Annotated in this window: 17 protein-coding genes and 1 other RNA gene; 12 read left to right on the forward strand and 6 right to left on the reverse strand. The window is 63.1% G+C overall.

The window, feature by feature from the left end; genetic code table 11:
* The first annotated feature begins 5 nt into the window (after window positions 1-5).
* The 10 genes from secY to XCC_RS04780 all read left to right on the forward strand — a co-directional run bounded on the left by secY (window position 6) and on the right by XCC_RS04780 (window position 8614).
* Window positions 6-1373: a preprotein translocase subunit SecY gene (gene secY / locus XCC_RS04735; protein WP_011036132.1), complete on the forward strand. Its 1368-nt coding sequence runs from the start codon at window positions 6-8 to the stop codon at window positions 1371-1373.
* Window positions 1374-1705: 332 nt separating this feature from the next.
* On the forward strand, window positions 1706-2062 hold the full coding sequence (gene rpsM, locus XCC_RS04740) for a 30S ribosomal protein S13 (protein WP_011036133.1): 357 nt from the start codon (window positions 1706-1708) through the stop codon (window positions 2060-2062).
* A gap of 10 nt (window positions 2063-2072) precedes the next feature.
* Complete coding sequence (gene rpsK, locus XCC_RS04745; RefSeq protein ID WP_003486671.1) at window positions 2073-2465, forward strand: 30S ribosomal protein S11; 393 nt, start codon at window positions 2073-2075, stop codon at window positions 2463-2465.
* 15 nt (window positions 2466-2480) lie between these two features.
* Window positions 2481-3107, forward strand: a complete 627-nt coding sequence (gene rpsD / locus XCC_RS04750) for a 30S ribosomal protein S4 (RefSeq protein ID WP_002811641.1) — start codon at window positions 2481-2483, stop codon at window positions 3105-3107.
* 53 nt (window positions 3108-3160) lie between these two features.
* Window positions 3161-4159 (forward strand): DNA-directed RNA polymerase subunit alpha, encoded by a 999-nt coding sequence (locus tag XCC_RS04755; protein ID WP_002811635.1) that lies wholly within the window; start codon window positions 3161-3163, stop codon window positions 4157-4159.
* A 175-nt stretch (window positions 4160-4334) separates the two neighbouring features.
* Complete coding sequence (gene rplQ, locus XCC_RS04760; protein ID WP_011036134.1) at window positions 4335-4718, forward strand: 50S ribosomal protein L17; 384 nt, start codon at window positions 4335-4337, stop codon at window positions 4716-4718.
* Window positions 4719-5305: 587 nt separating this feature from the next.
* Complete coding sequence (locus XCC_RS04765; RefSeq protein WP_011036135.1) at window positions 5306-5824, forward strand: disulfide bond formation protein B; 519 nt, start codon at window positions 5306-5308, stop codon at window positions 5822-5824.
* Between the two features lie 44 nt (window positions 5825-5868).
* Window positions 5869-7260 (forward strand): class II 3-deoxy-7-phosphoheptulonate synthase, encoded by a 1392-nt coding sequence (locus XCC_RS04770; RefSeq protein ID WP_011036136.1) that lies wholly within the window; start codon window positions 5869-5871, stop codon window positions 7258-7260.
* 61 nt (window positions 7261-7321) lie between these two features.
* Window positions 7322-7395, forward strand: a non-coding RNA gene (locus tag XCC_RS04775) — sX9 sRNA.
* A 91-nt stretch (window positions 7396-7486) separates the two neighbouring features.
* Complete coding sequence (locus XCC_RS04780) at window positions 7487-8614, forward strand: mechanosensitive ion channel family protein (RefSeq protein WP_011036137.1); 1128 nt, start codon at window positions 7487-7489, stop codon at window positions 8612-8614.
* Window positions 8615-8794: 180 nt separating this feature from the next.
* Here the strand turns inward: XCC_RS04780 and XCC_RS04785 are convergent, their stop codons facing one another.
* From XCC_RS04785 to typA, 3 genes are all read right to left on the reverse strand, one after another.
* Window positions 8795-10408 (reverse strand): amidase, encoded by a 1614-nt coding sequence (locus XCC_RS04785; protein WP_029629031.1) that lies wholly within the window; start codon window positions 10406-10408, stop codon window positions 8795-8797.
* 105 nt (window positions 10409-10513) lie between these two features.
* Window positions 10514-10933: a DUF2127 domain-containing protein gene (locus XCC_RS04790; RefSeq protein WP_029629030.1), complete on the reverse strand. Its 420-nt coding sequence runs from the start codon at window positions 10931-10933 to the stop codon at window positions 10514-10516.
* Window positions 10934-11002: 69 nt separating this feature from the next.
* Window positions 11003-12832, reverse strand: coding sequence for a translational GTPase TypA (gene typA / locus XCC_RS04795; RefSeq protein WP_011036140.1), 1830 nt, complete (start codon window positions 12830-12832; stop codon window positions 11003-11005).
* A gap of 244 nt (window positions 12833-13076) precedes the next feature.
* On the opposite strand from typA, the gene XCC_RS04800 reads away from it, so the two are divergent.
* Entirely contained in the window at window positions 13077-13571 is a 495-nt protein-coding gene (locus XCC_RS04800; protein WP_011036141.1) for a peptidylprolyl isomerase, read from the forward strand.
* 115 nt (window positions 13572-13686) lie between these two features.
* Window positions 13687-14673, forward strand: coding sequence for a malate dehydrogenase (locus XCC_RS04805; protein ID WP_011036142.1), 987 nt, complete (start codon window positions 13687-13689; stop codon window positions 14671-14673).
* 126 nt (window positions 14674-14799) lie between these two features.
* Here the strand turns inward: XCC_RS04805 and XCC_RS04810 are convergent, their stop codons facing one another.
* The 3 genes from XCC_RS04810 to XCC_RS04820 form a co-directional block, all read right to left on the reverse strand.
* Window positions 14800-15414 (reverse strand): glutathione binding-like protein, encoded by a 615-nt coding sequence (locus XCC_RS04810; RefSeq protein WP_011036143.1) that lies wholly within the window; start codon window positions 15412-15414, stop codon window positions 14800-14802.
* Window positions 15415-15475: 61 nt separating this feature from the next.
* Complete coding sequence (locus tag XCC_RS04815) at window positions 15476-15937, reverse strand: cell wall hydrolase (RefSeq protein ID WP_016944794.1); 462 nt, start codon at window positions 15935-15937, stop codon at window positions 15476-15478.
* 184 nt (window positions 15938-16121) lie between these two features.
* Complete coding sequence (locus XCC_RS04820) at window positions 16122-16331, reverse strand: hypothetical protein (protein WP_019237914.1); 210 nt, start codon at window positions 16329-16331, stop codon at window positions 16122-16124.
* Between the last annotated feature and the right edge of the window lie 968 nt (window positions 16332-17299).

Genomic DNA, 17299 nt, shown 5'->3' on the forward strand with positions numbered 1-17299 from the left:
GGCAGATGGCGCAGGCTGGCATTGGTAACCTCGGTGGCGGGCTTGGCAAGTTCACGGAACTTCGTCAGCGGCTGTTGTTCGTCCTCGGGGCATTGATCGTCTATCGCATCGGCTGCTACGTGCCGGTGCCTGGCGTGAATCCCGATGCCATGCTTTCGTTGATGCAGGCGCAGGGTGGCGGCATCGTGGACATGTTCAACATGTTCTCGGGCGGCGCCCTGCACCGTTTCAGTATTTTTGCGTTGAACGTGATGCCGTACATTTCGGCATCGATCGTGATCCAGCTGGCCACGCACATCTTTCCCGCGCTCAAGGCGATGCAGAAAGAAGGCGAATCCGGCCGACGCAAGATCACCCAGTATTCGCGCATCGGTGCGGTGCTTCTGGCGGTGGTGCAGGGCGGCAGTATCGCGCTGGCACTGCAGAATCAGACCGCGCCGGGTGGCGCTCCGGTGGTATACGCGCCGGGCATGGGCTTTGTGCTGACTGCAGTAATTGCACTGACTGCCGGCACCATCTTCCTGATGTGGGTGGGCGAGCAGGTGACTGAGCGCGGCATCGGTAACGGTGTGTCGTTGATCATCTTTGCCGGCATCGTCGCAGGGCTTCCGTCGGGCGCAATCCAGACTGTCGAAGCATTCCGCGAAGGCAATCTGAGCTTCATCTCGTTGCTGCTGATCGTCATCACCATCCTGGCGTTTACGCTGTTTGTGGTGTTCGTCGAGCGTGGTCAGCGGCGCATTACGGTGAACTATGCGCGTCGCCAGGGTGGTCGTAACGCGTACATGAATCAGACTTCGTTCCTGCCGCTCAAGCTCAACATGGCCGGCGTGATTCCGCCGATCTTCGCATCCAGCATCCTGGCGTTCCCCGCCACGCTGTCGATGTGGTCGGGTCAGGCTGCCTCCGGCAGTGGCGTGGGTTCGTGGCTGCAGCGCGTTGCCAATGCCCTGGGCCCTGGCGAGCCGGTGCATATGCTGGTGTTTGCGGCGCTGATTATTGGTTTCGCATTCTTCTATACCGCGCTGGTCTTCAACTCGCAGGAAACCGCCGACAACCTCAAGAAGTCGGGTGCGTTGATTCCGGGTATCCGGCCGGGCAAGGCCACTGCCGACTATGTCGACGGCGTGCTGACCCGCTTGACTGCTGCCGGTTCGCTGTACCTGGTGATCGTCTGCCTGCTGCCGGAAATCATGCGCACGCAGCTCGGCACCTCGTTCCACTTCGGTGGCACCTCGCTGTTGATTGCGGTGGTGGTGGTGATGGACTTCATTGCGCAGATCCAGGCGCATCTGATGTCGCACCAGTATGAGAGCCTGCTGAAGAAGGCCAACCTCAAGGGCGGCTCGCGCGGCGGTCTGGCGCGCGGTTAAGTGGTACACTAGTTCTTCATTACGTGAAGACGGCCTGGTTCCCGGGCCACGATCTTCCGATCAGAAGGGCGGCTCGCGCGACGTCTCGCGCGCGGGTGTGACGGGGTGGTCCTGTGCGGGAGTAGCACAGGCGATTCGGAGCAGTTTTCTGGATCAACACCGTCCGGCGCCGGAGCGAGGGCACACTCCCCACGCCGGGTCCATGGAACTTTTGGTTCCACGGGCTTCAAAGCAATCCGAGGCCTTGCTACAATTCCCAGTTCACTTTTGATCCATCCTGCCGGATGGCGCTTGGGCGCTGTCGGGCCATCACTCAGTTGGAGAATCGCGTCATGGCGCGTATTGCAGGCGTCAACCTGCCAGCCCAGAAGCACGTCTGGGTCGGGTTGCAAAGCATCTACGGCATCGGCCGTACCCGTTCTAAGAAGCTCTGCGAATCCGCAGGCGTCACCTCGACCACGAAGATTCGTGATCTGTCCGAACCCGAAATCGAGCGCCTGCGCGCCGAAGTCGGCAAGTATGTCGTCGAAGGCGACCTGCGCCGCGAAATCGGTATCGCGATCAAGCGACTGATGGATCTGGGCTGCTATCGCGGTCTGCGTCATCGCCGTGGTCACCCGCTGCGTGGCCAGCGTACCCGTACCAACGCCCGCACCCGTAAGGGTCCGCGCAAGGCGATCAGGAAGTAAGGGATAGATCATGGCAAAGCCAGCAGAAAAGAAAACGAAGAAGAAGATCAAGCGCGTCATCACTGACGGCGTCGCTCACGTCCACGCTTCGTTCAACAACACCATCGTCACCATCACCGATCGCCAGGGTAATGCGCTGTCGTGGGCTACGTCCGGCGGCGCCGGTTTTCGTGGTTCGCGCAAGTCGACCCCGTTCGCTGCTCAGGTTGCCGCCGAAAAGGCTGGCCGCGCTGCGCTCGACTACGGCGTGAAGTCGCTGGAAGTGCGTATCAAGGGTCCGGGTCCGGGCCGTGAGTCGGCCGTGCGTTCGTTGAACAACGTGGGCTACAAGATCACCAACATCATCGACGTGACGCCAATCCCGCACAACGGGTGCCGTCCGCCGAAGAAGCGTCGCGTCTAAAGGGAGCGATAAGAAATGGCTCGTTATATCGGTCCTACCTGTAAGCTCGCGCGCCGTGAAGGTGCCGACCTTTCCCTCAAGAGCCCGGCGCGTGCGCTGGACTCCAAGTGCAAGCTTGAGCAGAAGCCCGGCCAGCACGGCGCGGCTCGCAAGGGCAAGCTCTCCGACTACGCTACCCAGCTGCGTGAAAAGCAGAAGGTCAAGCGCATCTACGGTTTGCTGGAGCGTCAGTTCCGCAACTACTACAAGAAGGCCTCGACCAAGAAGGGCAACACCGGCGAGAACCTGCTGCAGTTGCTGGAAACCCGTCTGGACAACGTCTGCTACCGCATGGGCTTTGCCGTCACCCGTCCGGCCGCGCGCCAGCTGGTGTCGCACCGTGGCGTGCTGGTCAATGGCAAGTCGGTGAATCTGGCTTCGTACCAGATCAAGGCTGGCGATGCGATCACGCTGTCGGAAAAGGCACAGAAGCAGCTCCGCGTGCAGGAAGCCCTGACCGTGGCTGAGCAGCACGACATGACACCGTCGTGGGTCGAAGTCGATTCGAAGAAGTTCAGCGGCGTGTTCAAGGCCGTTCCGGATCGCGCCGACCTGCCTTCGGATATCAACGAAGCGCTGATCGTCGAGTTGTATTCGAAGTAATTCACATTGGAGAGCCTCCGGCACCGCCGGAGGTTCGCAGGAGACCCCGCAACATGACGGTTACCGCCAACCAGGTTCTGCGCCCCCGCGGTCCGCAGATCGAACGTCTTACCGACAACCGCGCAAAGGTCGTAATCGAACCGTTGGAGCGCGGTTACGGGCACACGCTGGGCAATGCCCTGCGTCGTGTGCTGTTGTCGTCGATCCCCGGTTTTGCGATCACCGAGGTCGAGATCGACGGCGTGCTGCATGAGTACACCACGGTCGAAGGGCTGCAGGAAGACGTGCTTGACGTCCTGCTCAACCTGAAGGATGTGGCAATCCGGATGCACAGCGGCGATAGCGCCACGCTGTCGTTGTCCAAGCAGGGTCCGGGTACGGTCACTGCGGCCGACATCAGGACCGATCACAACGTTGAGATCATCAACGGCGACCACGTGATCTGCCACCTGACCAAGGACACGGCGCTGAACATGCGCCTGAAGATCGAGCGTGGTTTTGGCTATCAGCCGGCTGCCGCGCGTCGTCGTCCGGACGAAGAGACCCGCACCATCGGTCGTCTGATGCTGGATGCGTCGTTCTCGCCCGTGCGTCGCGTTGCCTATGCCGTGGAAGCTGCACGCGTCGAACAGCGTACCGACCTCGACAAGCTGGTCATCGATATCGAAACCAACGGCACGATCGATGCCGAGGAAGCCGTGCGCACCGCCGCCGACATCCTCAGCGATCAGCTGTCGGTGTTCGGCGATTTCACCCACCGCGATCGCGGTGCGGCCAAGCCGGCTGCCAGCGGCGTGGATCCGGTGCTGCTGCGCCCGATCGACGACCTCGAGCTGACCGTGCGTTCGGCCAACTGCCTGAAGGCTGAGAGCATCTACTACATCGGCGATCTGATCCAGAAGACCGAAGTCGAGCTGCTCAAGACCCCGAATCTGGGCAAGAAGTCGCTGACCGAAATCAAGGAAGTGCTGGCACAGCGCGGCCTTGCACTGGGTATGAAGCTGGAGAACTGGCCGCCGGCCGGTGTCGCTCAGCACGGCATGCTTGGTTAATGCAACACCGCATGGGCGTCTTCGGGCGCCCATGCTTTTTTTACATCGACGGGCCAAAGCCCGCGGTGGCACCCGGTCAAGGACAACCGGCTCGGACCAACCGCAGTCCATTCAACAGCGCCAGGATGGCGACAACGTCTCTCAGTAGTCTCAATATTCCATAGGAATCACACTCATGCGTCACCAGAAATCCGGTCGTAAGTTCAACCGCACCAGCGCGCACCGCGAGGCCATGTTCCGCAACATGGCAGCCTCGCTGTTCAAGCACGAGCTGATCAAAACCACCTTGCCGAAGGCCAAGGAACTGCGTCGTGTTGCCGAGCCGCTGATCACCATCGGCAAGGTCGATGGCGTTGCAAACCGTCGTCTGGCGTTCGCCCGCCTGCGCGACAAGGAAGCCGTGGGCAAGCTGTTCGTCGAGCTGGGCCCGCGTTACGCGACCCGTCCCGGCGGCTACCTGCGCATCCTGAAGGCTGGCTTCCGTGCCGGTGACAATGCGCCGATGGCGTATGTGGAGCTGGTCGACCGTCCGGTCGTCGCCGAGGAAGTGTCCGAATAATCGGATCGTCTCGTCGCAAAGATTCTTGAAGGAGCCCGGCCCATGCCGGGCTTTTTCGTTGTGGACCAGCGGTGAGGTGTGTGCTGGCTTGCATGCGCTGGACCAGCGGTGTCGGCCGGTGCGCGGAAGAGGCGGCAGCTGGGCATCGGTAACGTCCACGGTGGACTGCGGCCCTTGAAGAGCGCGCTGATGCCATCGCAGTAGCGATGCCGTCCTGGCGTGTTCACGCGCACCCGGCGCTGCTGTCCACACCACCGGCGTACGCCATCTGCTTGCCTCGGGTGCGGATGCGAAAGGACGTAAGCGGCGAGGGCCGATAACCTCATTCACGTCTGCTGTAGAGCTGTGTTCTGGTAGTGCCCCAGCGCCTGTATCAACGGGCTGCGATGCTGCCGCGCGTCGCCACCAGCGGTTCCTGCGCCAGGCTGCTCTGGTCGAAAGCGGCGCGCGGTTGCAGGCAATCAAGCGAAGCGGGTGTCAGTTAAGCGCAGCATCGGCACGGATTGCCGCAGCGGCCCCGAGCATGCGTGGTCAGCGGGCCGGGGATGGCAGATAATCCGCATCTTGGTCCTTGGCAAGCGGTAACGATGAATCCATTCCGTTGGGGTTTTCGGGCGCAATTCCTGCTGGGCTTTCTGGCCTGTGCCGGCTTGCTGGCCTATGCGATCTACGTGCAGCTGCATCTGGGCCTGGAACCATGCCCGCTGTGCATTTTCCAGCGCATCGCGTTTGCCACATTGGCCTTGCTGTTCCTGCTGGGCGCCTTACATGGCCCACGTGGGGCCGGTGGGCGCAAGGCGTATGGCGTGCTGGCCTTCATTGCTGCCGGCGTGGGCATGGGCATTGCGGCGCGGCATGTGTGGGTGCAGATCCGTCCCAAGGACATGATGTCTTCGTGTGGGCCGCCGCTGAGTTTTCTGAGCGAAACGATGGGCCCGTTCGAAGTGTTCCGCACGGTGCTGACGGGCACCGGTGACTGCGGCAATATCGACTGGCGCTTTCTGGGGCTGAGCATGCCGATGTGGAGCATGGTCTGGTTTGTCGGCCTGGCGCTGTGGGCGCTGTATGCGGGCTTCAAGCACCGCGGCCCGCGCAAGTTGTTCTGATGGGTCCGGCTGCGGCCGGCGTCTGCGATCTTCTGGAGTACACGATGTCCGCTTCTTCCCACTCGACCGACCACCAGCCGGACGCCTGGTCGCCGCAAAGCTGGCGCCAACGCACGGCGCTGCAGATGCCGACCTATCCGGATGCGGCGGCGTTGGAGCACACGCTCGATGAGCTGCGCCAATTGCCGCCGTTGGTGACGTCGTGGGAAATCTTCGCGCTCAAGCGCCAGCTGGCCGAAGCGCAGGAGGGCAAGCGCTTCCTGCTGCAGGGCGGCGACTGCGCGGAGAACTTCAGCGATTGCGAATCGGGCACCATCTCCAATCGCCTGAAGGTGCTGCTGCAAATGAGCCTGGTGCTGGTGCATGGCTTGCGCCTGCCGGTGGTGCGGGTGGGCCGGTTTGCAGGCCAGTACGCCAAGCCGCGTTCGGCCGATACCGAGACGCGCGATGGCGTAACGCTGCCGAGCTACCGCGGTGATGTGATCAACGCGCCGGCCTTCACCGAAGCCGCGCGCGTGCCCGATCCGCGCCGCATGATCACCGCGCATTCGCGCTCGGCGATGACGATGAATTTCGTGCGGGCGCTGATCGATGGCGGCTTCGCCGACCTGCATCATCCCGAATACTGGAATCTGCAGTGGGTGGGTTATTCGCCGCTGGCAGCCGACTACCAGAAGATGGTGTCCTCGATCGGCGATGCGGTGCGCTTCATGGAGACGTTGTCGGGAGCGGAGGTCTACAACCTCAATCGCATCGACTTCTACACCTCGCACGAGGCTTTGCTGCTGCCCTACGAAGAAGGTCTGACCCGGCAGGTGCCGCGCCAATGGGGTTGGTTCAACCTCAGTACGCATTACCCGTGGATCGGCATGCGCACCGCGGCGCTCGATGGCGCGCATGTGGAATATCTGCGCGGCGTGCGTAACCCGATCGCGATCAAGGTGGGGCCGTCGGTGCAGCCGGATCAGTTGCTGCGTTTGATGGATGTGCTCAATCCCGAAGACGAGCCAGGCCGCCTGAGCTTCATTCACCGCATGGGCGCCGCACAGATTGCCGAGAAATTGCCGCCGCTGCTGGATGCGGTCAAGCGCGACGGCCGGCGCGTGCTGTGGGTGTGCGATGCGATGCATGGCAATACCGAAAGCACCGGCAACGGCTACAAGACGCGGCGGTTCGACAACATCCGTAGCGAGGTGGAACTGTCGTTCGACCTGCACGCCGCCGCAGGCACGCGTCTTGGCGGGGTGCATCTGGAACTGACCGGCGAAGATGTCACCGAGTGCACCGGTGGCGCGCGTGAGCTGACCGAACGCGACCTCGAGCGTGCGTACCGGTCCAGCGTGGATCCGCGCCTGAATTACGAGCAGTCGCTGGAGATCGCCATGGCGATCGTACGCAAACAGCAACAGGTGGCCGCGCAGCCGCTGGGCGGCTAAGAGCAGCGATCAAAACGACTGCGCAGCCGCCAGGCGGGCGCGGCCGGTGCTCGGAATCGGCATGTACCCCGTACACGCCGGTTCCTCCGCGCCGTCCGCACCCACCTGACGGCTGCTCGCTACGTTTTGTTAGCCGCTCTAAACGCGCGTGCGCATGACGTGATGCTCATGCCGCTTGCGGCATGCTCCTGCAGCCATCCCTCTTTCCCCCCACAGGAGGAACGGTTTGACTGCCGATTGGAACGTCATTCGCGAATACGCCATCCCGCTAGGCGCTGCACTGCTGGCGGGGCTGGTGGCCTGGTCATTGCTGCTGTGGCTGTTCCGCCGCATGCAGGGCCGCGACTATCGCCGCGCACGCATCATCCGCGTGGTCACCTTGCCGGCGGCCTTCATCCTGCCGCTGCTGTTTCTCAGCGTTGCCACCGAAGCCACGCCGTTGTCGGAAAAGGCGCTGGCCGCTGTGCAGCACCTGCTGCACGTGGGCATCGTCGGCTGTGTGACCTGGCTGCTGGTGCGCGCGGTGGCTGCCGGCGAGGCGGCGATCCTGCGCAGCAACCCGATCGAGGTGGCCGATAACCTCACCGCCAGACGCATCCAGACGCAGACGCGCGTGCTGAGCCGGGTGGTGATGGGTGCAGTGATCCTGCTCGGTATCTCGGTGGTGCTGCTGGGCTTTGAGCAGGTGCGCCAGATCGGCAAGACGTTATTGGCCTCGGCGGGCATCATCGGCCTGGTGGCCGGTATCGCCGCCAAGCCGGTGTTCGGCAACCTGATCGCCGGTTTGCAGATCGCGCTGACGCAGCCGATCCGCCTGGACGATGTGGTGATTGTGGAAGGCGAATGGGGGCGGATCGAGGAGATCGGCAGCTCTTATGTGGTGGTGCGCATCTGGGATGAGCGGCGCATGGTGGTGCCGCTGACCTGGTTCATCGAGAACCCGTTCCAGAACTGGACGCGTGCCAGCGCCGACCTGCTGGGTACCGCGTTCCTGTGGCTGGATTACCGCACGCCGATCGCCGCGGTACGCGCAGAGCTGGAGCGTATCTGCCACAGCGAGCCGCTATGGGACGGGCGTGTCTGCGTCACCCAGATCACCGATACCAGCGACAACACCATCCAGGTGCGTCTGCTGGTGAGTGCGCGTAATTCCGGCGACGCGTTCGACCTGCGCTGCCTGGTGCGCGAGCGCATGATCGATTTCCTGACCCGCGAGCACGCCTACGCATTGCCGAGGATCCGTGCCGAAATTACCGGCGAAGAAAAGCCCGCGTCCCGTACGCCGCAGCCGATCGCGCCGGAAAGCGTGCGCTCGCCGGGAGCGGAAGACGGCGAGCCTGCAGCGTCGATCTAGCGTTACCTGCTAAGGCGCTTGGCCGCCGAGGTATGTGCTGGCGGCCGATCGGTTCGCGATGCTGTGCACCGACACGGCTGGCAGTGCGCAGCTGCCTGGGCTGCAAGTAGCGCGACATCCTGGTGATGTTGTTTGGTGATGTCGCTGCCTGCATCGCCTCCACGCTTCCTTGCGGTGCGGTCAGTCGGCCGTCTTCGGTTGCGATGGGCCCGGTGTCGCCGCCGGCGGTGCGCTTGGCGCGTAGCCGGGCGCAAACCGCGCATGGCTGCGTTGCTCGTAGGCGTAGCCCAGTTCGATCAGGCGCGGCTCGCTCCACGCGGCGCCCATGAACAGCAATCCGAGCGGCAAGCCCTGGGTTTGCCCCATCGGCACACTCAGGCTGGGATATCCGGCCACTGCCGCGGCGCCGTAGCCGGCACCGGGAAACGTGTCGCCCTTGCCGAGCGTGGTAACCCAGGCAGGGCCGGTGGTCGGGACGATCAGCGCGTCCAGGCGGTCGGCCTTCAGTGCGGCGTCGATGCCTTGTTCGCCGGCGAGCCGTCTGGCGCTGGCGCGCGCGCTCAGATAAGCCGGGTCCTCCAGGCCCGGCGCAGCCTGCGCCTGCTCGAACAACTCCTGGCCGAAGTAGGGCATTTCGCGCTGCGCATTGGCGCGATTGAAGGCAACCAGCGCATCCAGGTCTTTGACCGGCGCGGCGTGGCTGCGCAGGTAGGCATTCAAGCCGGCCTTAAATTCGACCAACAGGACCGTCTGCTCAGCGGCATCCCACTGTCCATCGGTGGCCAGGCGGGTTTCGATCACCGTGGCGCCTGCCGCGCGCAGGGTCTGTACGGCGCGATCCAACGCGGCGGCGATCGCGGGATCCTCGCGCAGTGGATTGCGCAACAGGCCCAGGCGCGCGCCGCGCAGGCCATCGGGTTTGAGGTGGGCGAGATAGTTCGGTGTGGACGACGGCGCAGTGCGCGTGGCCGGATCCTGCGGATCGGGTGCGGCAATTGCCTGCAGTACCGCGGCCGCATCGGCAACGCTGCGCGTCATCGGCCCGGCGGTGTCCTGGCTGGCCGAGATGGGAATGATGCCGTCACGGCTGACCAGACCCACCGTGGGCTTGAGCCCGACCAGGCCATTGACTGCAGCCCGGCAGGTGATGCTGCCATCGGTCTCGGTGCCGATGCCTACCGTCGCCAGGCTGGCGGCAATCGCCGCGCCGGTGCCGGCGCTGGAGCCGCATGGGTTGCGGTCCAGCGCGTACGGATTACGAGTCAGCCCGCCGCGGCCGCTCCAGCCCGAACTGGATTGGGTAGAGCGAAAATTGGCCCATTCGCTGAGGTTGGTCTTGCCCAGGATCACCGCGCCCGCCGCGCGCAGGCGCCGCACCAGGAACGCATCCTGTGTGGGACGGAAGCTGGCCAACGCCAGCGACCCGGCGCTGTTGACCATCGGCAGCGCGTCGATGTTGTCCTTGAGCAGGAGCGGGATGCCGTGCAGCGGGCCGCGCACCTGGCCGGCACGACGTTCGGCATCCAGCGCGGCGGCGTCGGCTTCGGCCTGCGGGTTCAGTTCGATCACTGCATTTAGGCGTGGTCCGCTGCGGTCGATGCGGGCGATGCGTTGCAGGTAGGCGTACGTGAGTTGGGCGCTGCTGGACCGGCCGGCCTGCATGCGGGCCTGCAGGGCCGCAATATCGGCTTCGACCACTTCGACAGGCGCAGACGGCACGGATGCGTCGGCGACAACGGGCTTGTCGGCAGCAACGGCGCAGCCGCTCAACGCGGCCAGGGAAAGCAGGGACAGGATGGGTGTGCGCATCGTCGGTTTCCCCAAGGATCAGCTTCGCAGGCTAGCGGCGCTGCGGCGGGGTGACAACGTGTCGAACGGGTATCGCAGTGAGCGGTGGCGTCAGCGACGTCGGCGCCGCACCAGGTCGCGCGCCAGCACGCCGACCACGATCAGGTTGATCGCCAGCACGCCCCAGGCGGTCCAGCCGGGATGGCGGACGATGGCGTAGATATCGAATGGCAAATAGATGGCGGCAGACAGGCAGCCGAGCACGGAGGCCCAGGCCTTGGCACGCCACAACCCCCAGGCTTCCACCACATGCAGCAGGCCGTAGGCCAGCATGGCGGCGGCGGCCAGATGCACCGCGTCGGGGTTGATGGTCTTGAGCAACGACGGCAGTGCGCCGTGGTCGGGGTCCAGACTGAAACGGCGGATCAGCGTACTGACCGCATGTTGCAGCGGGAGCGGGCCCAGAATTTCCAGGCCCGTCGCCGCCAGGATCGCAAGCATGCCCTTGACCGCCTCGAGCAAGGCGATCAGGTGCAGCCCCGGATGCGCACGCGGATCCGGGCTGTAGGGCGTGTCGCTCACGACCGTAGGCCTAAACGATCAGCCCGAACGGCCGGCGCGCTTACGGTCGCTTTCGGTCAGGAACTTCTTGCGCAGGCGGATTTCCTTCGGGGTGACTTCCACCAGCTCGTCGTCCTCGATGAAGTCCAGGGCCTGTTCCAGCGTGTACTTGATCGCCGGGGTCAGCTTGATCGCGTCGTCCTTGCCCGAAGCGCGCATGTTGGTCAGCGGCTTGGTCTTGATCGCGTTGACGGTCAGATCGTTGTCCTTGGAGTGGATACCGATCAGCTGGCCTTCGTACACGTTGTCGCCTTCAGCGGCGAACAGACGGCCACGCTCTTCCAACGGCCCCAGCGCATAGGCCGGCGTTGCGCCCGGTGCGTTGGCAATCATCACGCCGTTCTGGCGCTTGGCGATGGCGCCCTGTTCCTTCGGGCCGTAATGGTCGAACACGTGGAACAGCAGGCCCGAGCCCTGGGTCAGGGTGCGGAACTCGTTCTGGAAGCCGATCAGGCCACGCGCCGGGATCATGTAATCCAGACGCACGCGACCCTTGCCGTCCGGCTCCATGTTCTTCAGCTGGCCCTTGCGGGTGCCCAGCTTTTCCATCACGCCGCCCTGGTGCTGTTCTTCGATGTCCACCACTAGCTGTTCGATCGGCTCCATCTGCTTGCCGTCGATTTCCTTGATGATCACTTCCGGACGCGACACGGCCAGCTCGTAGCCTTCACGACGCATGTTTTCGATCAGCACCGACAGATGCAGTTCGCCACGGCCGGAGACCAGGAATTTGTCGGCGTCGGAGCCTTCTTCAACCTTCAGTGCAACGTTGTGCACCTTTTCGCGGTCCAGACGGTCGCGCAGCTGGCGGCTGGTCAGGAACTTGCCACCGGACAGGTCCTTGTTGCCGGCGAACGGCGAGTTGTTGACCTGGAAGGTCATCGAGATGGTCGGCTCGTCCACGGTCAGCGGCGGCAGGCCTTCCGGCGCGTCGAGCGCACAGACGGTGTCGGAAATGGTCAGCTCGGCCACACCGGAGATGGCGACGATATCGCCGGCCTCGGCGGTGTCCTGCTCGATGCGCTCAAGGCCCAGGAAGCCCAGCACCTGCAGCACCTTGCCCTGACGCTTCTTGCCTTCACGGTCGATCACGCTGACCGGCATGTTTTTCTTCAGCACGCCGCGCTGGATGCGGCCGATGCCGATCACGCCGACGAAGTTGTTGTAGTCCAGCTGGCTGATGCGCATTTGGAACGGGCCGTCCGGATCGACGTCCGGTGCCGAGACGTGCTGCATGATCGCTTCGTACAGCGGGGTCATGTCGCCGTCGCGCACGTTGGAATCCAGGCTGGCGTAGCCGTTCAGTGCCGAGGTGTAGACGATCGGGAAGTCCAGCTGCTCGTCGGTTGCGCCGAGCTTGTCGAACAGGTCGAACACCTGGTCGATCACCCAGTCCGGACGTGCGCCGGGACGGTCGATCTTGTTGACCACCACGATCGGCTTGAAGCCCATCGCGAACGCCTTCTGGGTCACGAAGCGCGTCTGCGGCATCGGGCCGTCCATCGCGTCGACCAGGATCAGCACCGAGTCCACCATCGACAGCACGCGCTCGACTTCGCCACCGAAGTCGGCGTGTCCCGGGGTGTCGACGATGTTGATGCGGTTGCCGTTCCAGGTGATGGCCGTGTTCTTGGCCAGGATCGTGATGCCACGTTCCTTTTCCTGATCGTTGCTGTCCATCACGCGCTCAGCCAACACAGTGCGTTCGGACAGGGTGCCGGACTGCTTCAGCAGGCAGTCGACGAGAGTGGTCTTGCCATGGTCGACGTGCGCGACGATGGCGATGTTGCGGAGTTTTTCGATAGACATGCGGAAAGGGCCCCTGTCTGGCGCCAGTCTTGAGATGAGGTAAGCCCGACATTATAGCGGTTTCGTTGCCGTGCCGTTGCGGTTTGGCGCAAGTCGATTCAGACCACCCATTCAGGCAGCGTGATGGCGGCTCGATTGCCGACCCGGCGACGGCCTTGGACCATGGTCGTAACCGCGCGGTCGTCCACGCGCCCGGGTGTATCCTAATGGGCTATTGATCACCTCAGAACCTGCAAGGATTTCCATGTCCCTGATCGCCACTTTCGACACGTCCCGCGGCCCGATCGTTGTTGAGCTGTATCCGGAGAAGGCACCGCTGACCGTGGCCAACTTCGTCAATCTGGCCAGGCGCGGCTTCTACAATGGCCTGAGCTTCCACCGCGTCATCGCCGACTTCATGATCCAGGGTGGTTGCCCGGAAGGTTCCGGCCGCGGCGGCCCGGGCTATCGTTTCGAAGACGAGGCCAACAATGGCGTCGGTCACGAGCGCGGCGTGCTGTCCATGGCCAATGCCGGCCCGAACACCAATGGCAGCCAGTTCTTCATCACCCACACCGCCACCCCGTGGCTGGACGGCAAGCACACCGTGTTCGGCAAGGTCACCCAGGGCCTGGACGTGGTGGATAGCGTTGCCCAGGGCGACACCATCAACACGCTCACCATCGAAGGCGACACCGACGCCGTGCTGGCCGCCAAGGCCGACCGCGTTGCGGAGTGGAACAAGATCCTCGCCGCCTGATCTCACCCCGCCGAACGGCCGCCACGTGCGGCCGTTCGCTTGTCAAAGCGCCGCCAGGCCCCGTGCAACGCCAGCGCGCAACCCCACCAACGCTTTTTAGCAGAGGAAACACCCCATGAAAGCACCCGTTCGTGTTGCTGTGACCGGCGCTGCCGGCCAGATCGGCTATGCCCTGCTGTTCCGCATTGCCTCCGGCGAAATGCTGGGCAAGGACCAGCCGGTGATCCTGCAGTTGCTGGAACTGTCCAACGAAAAAGCCCAGGCCGCGCTCAAGGGCGTGATGATGGAGCTGGAAGACTGCGCGTTCCCGCTGCTGGCCGGTATGGTCGGCACCGACGACGCCGAAGTGGCGTTCAAGGACATCGACGTCGCCCTGCTGGTCGGTGCGCGTCCGCGCGGCCCGGGCATGGAGCGCAAGGACCTGCTGCTGGAGAACGCCAAGATCTTCACCGCGCAGGGCGCTGCCCTGAACAAGGTCGCCAAGCGTGACGTCAAGGTGCTGGTGGTCGGTAACCCGGCCAACACCAATGCCTACATCGCGATGAAGTCGGCGCCGGATCTGAACCCGAAGAACTTCACCGCCATGCTGCGCCTGGACCACAACCGTGCGCTGAGCCAGCTCTCGCTCAAGCTCGGCAAGCCGGTCGGCGGCATCGAGAAGCTGGTGGTGTGGGGCAACCACAGCCCGACCATGTACCCGGATTACCGTTTCGCCACCTCCGATGGCGCGTCCATCGGCGATGCGATCAACGACCAGGAATGGAACGCCGGCACCTTCATCCCGACCGTGGGCAAGCGCGGCGCGGCGATCATCGAAGCGCGCGGGCTGTCGTCGGCCGCATCGGCTGCCAATGCCGCCATCGATCACGTGCGTGACTGGGTGCTGGGCAGCAATGGCAAGTGGGTCACCATGGGCGTGCCGTCCGACGGTTCCTACGGCATTCCGGAAGGCGTGATCTTCGGCTTCCCGGTCACGACCGAGAACGGCCAGTACACCCTGGTCAAGGATCTGCCGATCGACGACTTCAGCCAGAAGTACATCGACAAGACCCTGGCCGAGCTGGAAGAAGAGCGCAGCGGCGTGTCGCATCTGCTGGGCTGAGTGATTGCTGCAATGAGATAGAAAAACGCCGGGCATTGCCCGGCGTTTTTTTTGTCCCTCATTTAGTTCACGGCGTTCTGCGTGCTGCCTTGGGTGCACGATCACGTGCAGTTGCTGCACGCGTGATCAGTTCAAGCCTTCGGCTTGCAGTGCGGCTTGTACGTCTGCATCTGCCAACATGCGCTGGAAGAACGCATCGAGCGCGCTCAGGCCGGACAGGTCCACGCCGGCCTTGTGCGCCCAGCGCAAGGTGACGAACAGGTAGGCATCGGCGCCGGTATGCGTGTCGCCGGCTAACCAATTGCGGCCCTGCAGATGCGCATCCACACGCGTGTAGAGCGTGCGCAGTTTGGTGCGCGCATCCTCGTGGCTGCGCTGGATCAGCGCGTCTTCCTGCAGATACGCCGTGCTGCCGAAGAGCGGCTTGAAGGTCGGATGCAGATCGGCGTTGACGAAGGCGATCCAGCGATTGATCTCGGCGCGGCTACGCGCGGTGCCGTCGCCACCCAGGCCGGTCAGCGGTGCGGTGTCGGCGATATAGTTGAGGATCGCCGCATTCTGGGTCAGTGCCCATTGGTCGACCACCAGCAGCGGCACCGCGCCGGCCGGATTCAGGCGTAGATAGTCAGGCGACTTCATCGTGGCCGCGTCGACCACAGTGAGCTCGAACGGCAGGCAGGACCAGCGCAATACGATGTGATCTGCGAGCGAGCAGGCGCCCGGTTTTGTATACAGCTTCATGGAGAGTCCACACAGGAGCGAAGACGCAAGCTTAGCGGCATCGCGTGCTGCGTGGCGCGCGTCAGGACGCGGTGCGTGGCCGCAGTTTCTGCACGCGGTAGAACGTATGGTCACCGATGGTGGCCACCTGATACGCATTGCGCCAACTCGGGGTAGCAATGGCGCTGGCAGCGAAGTGACTTGCGCCTGGCACGATTTCTTTGCGCTGGCCTACCGGTAGCGCCCAATTGCGTTCCGCAGCCAGCGCCACGTCCAACGCCTTGTTCCAGGCATCGTCGTTCTTCAGCTGGGTGCCGGGTGACACGATGGTCGGCGCGAATTGCTTGCGCGCGGTCACCACCTGACACATCGAATCGCCCCACAGACCACTGTCCAGGCGACGCAGTGCAACTTCCGCAACCGCCTGCTGACCACGCAAGGTCTGATCACGCGCTTCCAGGTACACGGTGGTACTCAAACACAACGAATCTGCTGCAGGCTGCGGCAATAATTGCGACAGCCAAAGTATCCAGGCCAGTTTCATAGAACTCCTTGCTCCGTATGGGCCCATCCACAGGGTGTCCAATGCGAACACACCAGTGCGGGAGGCTTGGCGTCATGGGGAGGCGACCTGTCACGGGCCGCCCGGTCTCCGGCGAAAGGAAGAATCTGCCGAAGGTGCCCGCCGAATCAGGCGGGTCAAAAAGTTGGCGCAAGGTAGGCGCCGATCACACAATCTTGGCTGAATGGGCGGGGTTGACGGCGGTCATTGCTTGCTGGATCAGCGATGTGGCGATGACCGTCTCTGCACCGCAGCGCGCAGTGCGCGTCGCATTGCTGTAGCGACGCGGTGCTGATGCAAATAATTTGTTGGCGTTGCACAGATGTCTTCGCGAAATCACACCGATGACGTGCGGGAATTCACGTTGGCTGCACATGTGGTTTGCTGTGAAGCTTACGAGCTATGTAGTGACGTGATTTGCTGAGGTTATGCGGTAAGGCAACTGTGGTGCGGGGTGTGCGCTGTTGCGCTGCTGCCAGCAGGTGCAGCCAATGTCTCTGTTGATGTCGTCTGTAGCTTGCCTGTTCTCTGCAGAACGTTGTGCATTGAGATGTCTGCAACCGCGCGCAGCGATTTGCCACCTTTCAGTGGCCAGTACGTTATGCGGCGACGACTGCAGCAGGACGTCATCTCTTGGCTAGTCGGGCATGTGTGTTGCGTGTGCTCCGATCATGTTCTCGTTATGCGGCGCGGTGCGGGTTGTTTGGTAGCGAGCAATTGATTGACTCATATCGACGGTCTGGCGTGGCGATGTTGAAGCTGCATGTTGTCGCTTCGGCCTTGTTCTTCCGTTCGAAGTGATGAGCGTCGTAGGTGCGTGCTTCACGCGCAGACCGAATGTTGCCGATCACGCGATCGCAGATTTCGTCAGTGTTGTTGGGTTGTCGTACGAAGTCGCCTAGCAACTTCCCATGGTGAGCGGGGTTGCTGTGTCCAGATGATGATTTATGCTCTGGAATGTCTGGCGCGTGCAGCGCTTGCGGCGTGTTCAATCGAAGCTTGATCGAAGTGCGGCGACAAACGACGTCCTTTCTGCATGCTGGTGCTTGCAAGTCGACATCGTTTTATCTGGTCCCAGGTGAACCAGATTGCTGGCTCTGAATTCACGCGATGGGCACTGCGTTGAATGTCGACAACGGTTCTTGCTCATTGGCAACCAAGCAATGAGATGCCATGACACAGGTGAGAAGAAGCCGCACGCGGATCATTGCTCGAGGTGAGTCGTCTGTCCAAACCGTCAGCGTGTACATCGCAATCTGGTTCGGCAGGTTGCTCGCATTGCTCAGGCGAACTGCCCGCTTTGTAGTGTGCTCAAAAATGCAGCAGCCAAAGAGGCAGTGGTTC

It is taken from the genome of Xanthomonas campestris pv. campestris str. ATCC 33913, assembly GCF_000007145.1.
GTDB lineage: Bacteria > Pseudomonadota > Gammaproteobacteria > Xanthomonadales > Xanthomonadaceae > Xanthomonas > Xanthomonas campestris.

Excerpts from the sequence above, each read along its gene's own strand:
- XCC_RS04765 (WP_011036135.1), top strand. The coding sequence starts at position 5,306 with ATGAATCCATTCCGTTGGGGTTTTCGGGCGCAATTCCTGCTGGGCTTT.
- XCC_RS04805 (WP_011036142.1), top strand. The coding sequence starts at position 13,687 with ATGAAAGCACCCGTTCGTGTTGCTGTGACCGGCGCTGCCGGCCAGATC.
- rpsK (WP_003486671.1), top strand. The coding sequence starts at position 2,073 with ATGGCAAAGCCAGCAGAAAAGAAAACGAAGAAGAAGATCAAGCGCGTC.
- XCC_RS04815 (WP_016944794.1), bottom strand. The coding sequence starts at position 15,937 with ATGAAACTGGCCTGGATACTTTGGCTGTCGCAATTATTGCCGCAGCCT.
- rplQ (WP_011036134.1), top strand. The coding sequence starts at position 4,335 with ATGCGTCACCAGAAATCCGGTCGTAAGTTCAACCGCACCAGCGCGCAC.
- rpsM (WP_011036133.1), top strand. The coding sequence starts at position 1,706 with ATGGCGCGTATTGCAGGCGTCAACCTGCCAGCCCAGAAGCACGTCTGG.
- XCC_RS04755 (WP_002811635.1), top strand. The coding sequence starts at position 3,161 with ATGACGGTTACCGCCAACCAGGTTCTGCGCCCCCGCGGTCCGCAGATC.
- typA (WP_011036140.1), bottom strand. The coding sequence starts at position 12,832 with ATGTCTATCGAAAAACTCCGCAACATCGCCATCGTCGCGCACGTCGAC.
- XCC_RS04810 (WP_011036143.1), bottom strand. The coding sequence starts at position 15,414 with ATGAAGCTGTATACAAAACCGGGCGCCTGCTCGCTCGCAGATCACATC.
- XCC_RS04820 (WP_019237914.1), bottom strand. The coding sequence starts at position 16,331 with ATGTGCAGCCAACGTGAATTCCCGCACGTCATCGGTGTGATTTCGCGA.
- XCC_RS04800 (WP_011036141.1), top strand. The coding sequence starts at position 13,077 with ATGTCCCTGATCGCCACTTTCGACACGTCCCGCGGCCCGATCGTTGTT.
- rpsD (WP_002811641.1), top strand. The coding sequence starts at position 2,481 with ATGGCTCGTTATATCGGTCCTACCTGTAAGCTCGCGCGCCGTGAAGGT.
- XCC_RS04770 (WP_011036136.1), top strand. The coding sequence starts at position 5,869 with ATGTCCGCTTCTTCCCACTCGACCGACCACCAGCCGGACGCCTGGTCG.
- secY (WP_011036132.1), top strand. The coding sequence starts at position 6 with ATGGCGCAGGCTGGCATTGGTAACCTCGGTGGCGGGCTTGGCAAGTTC.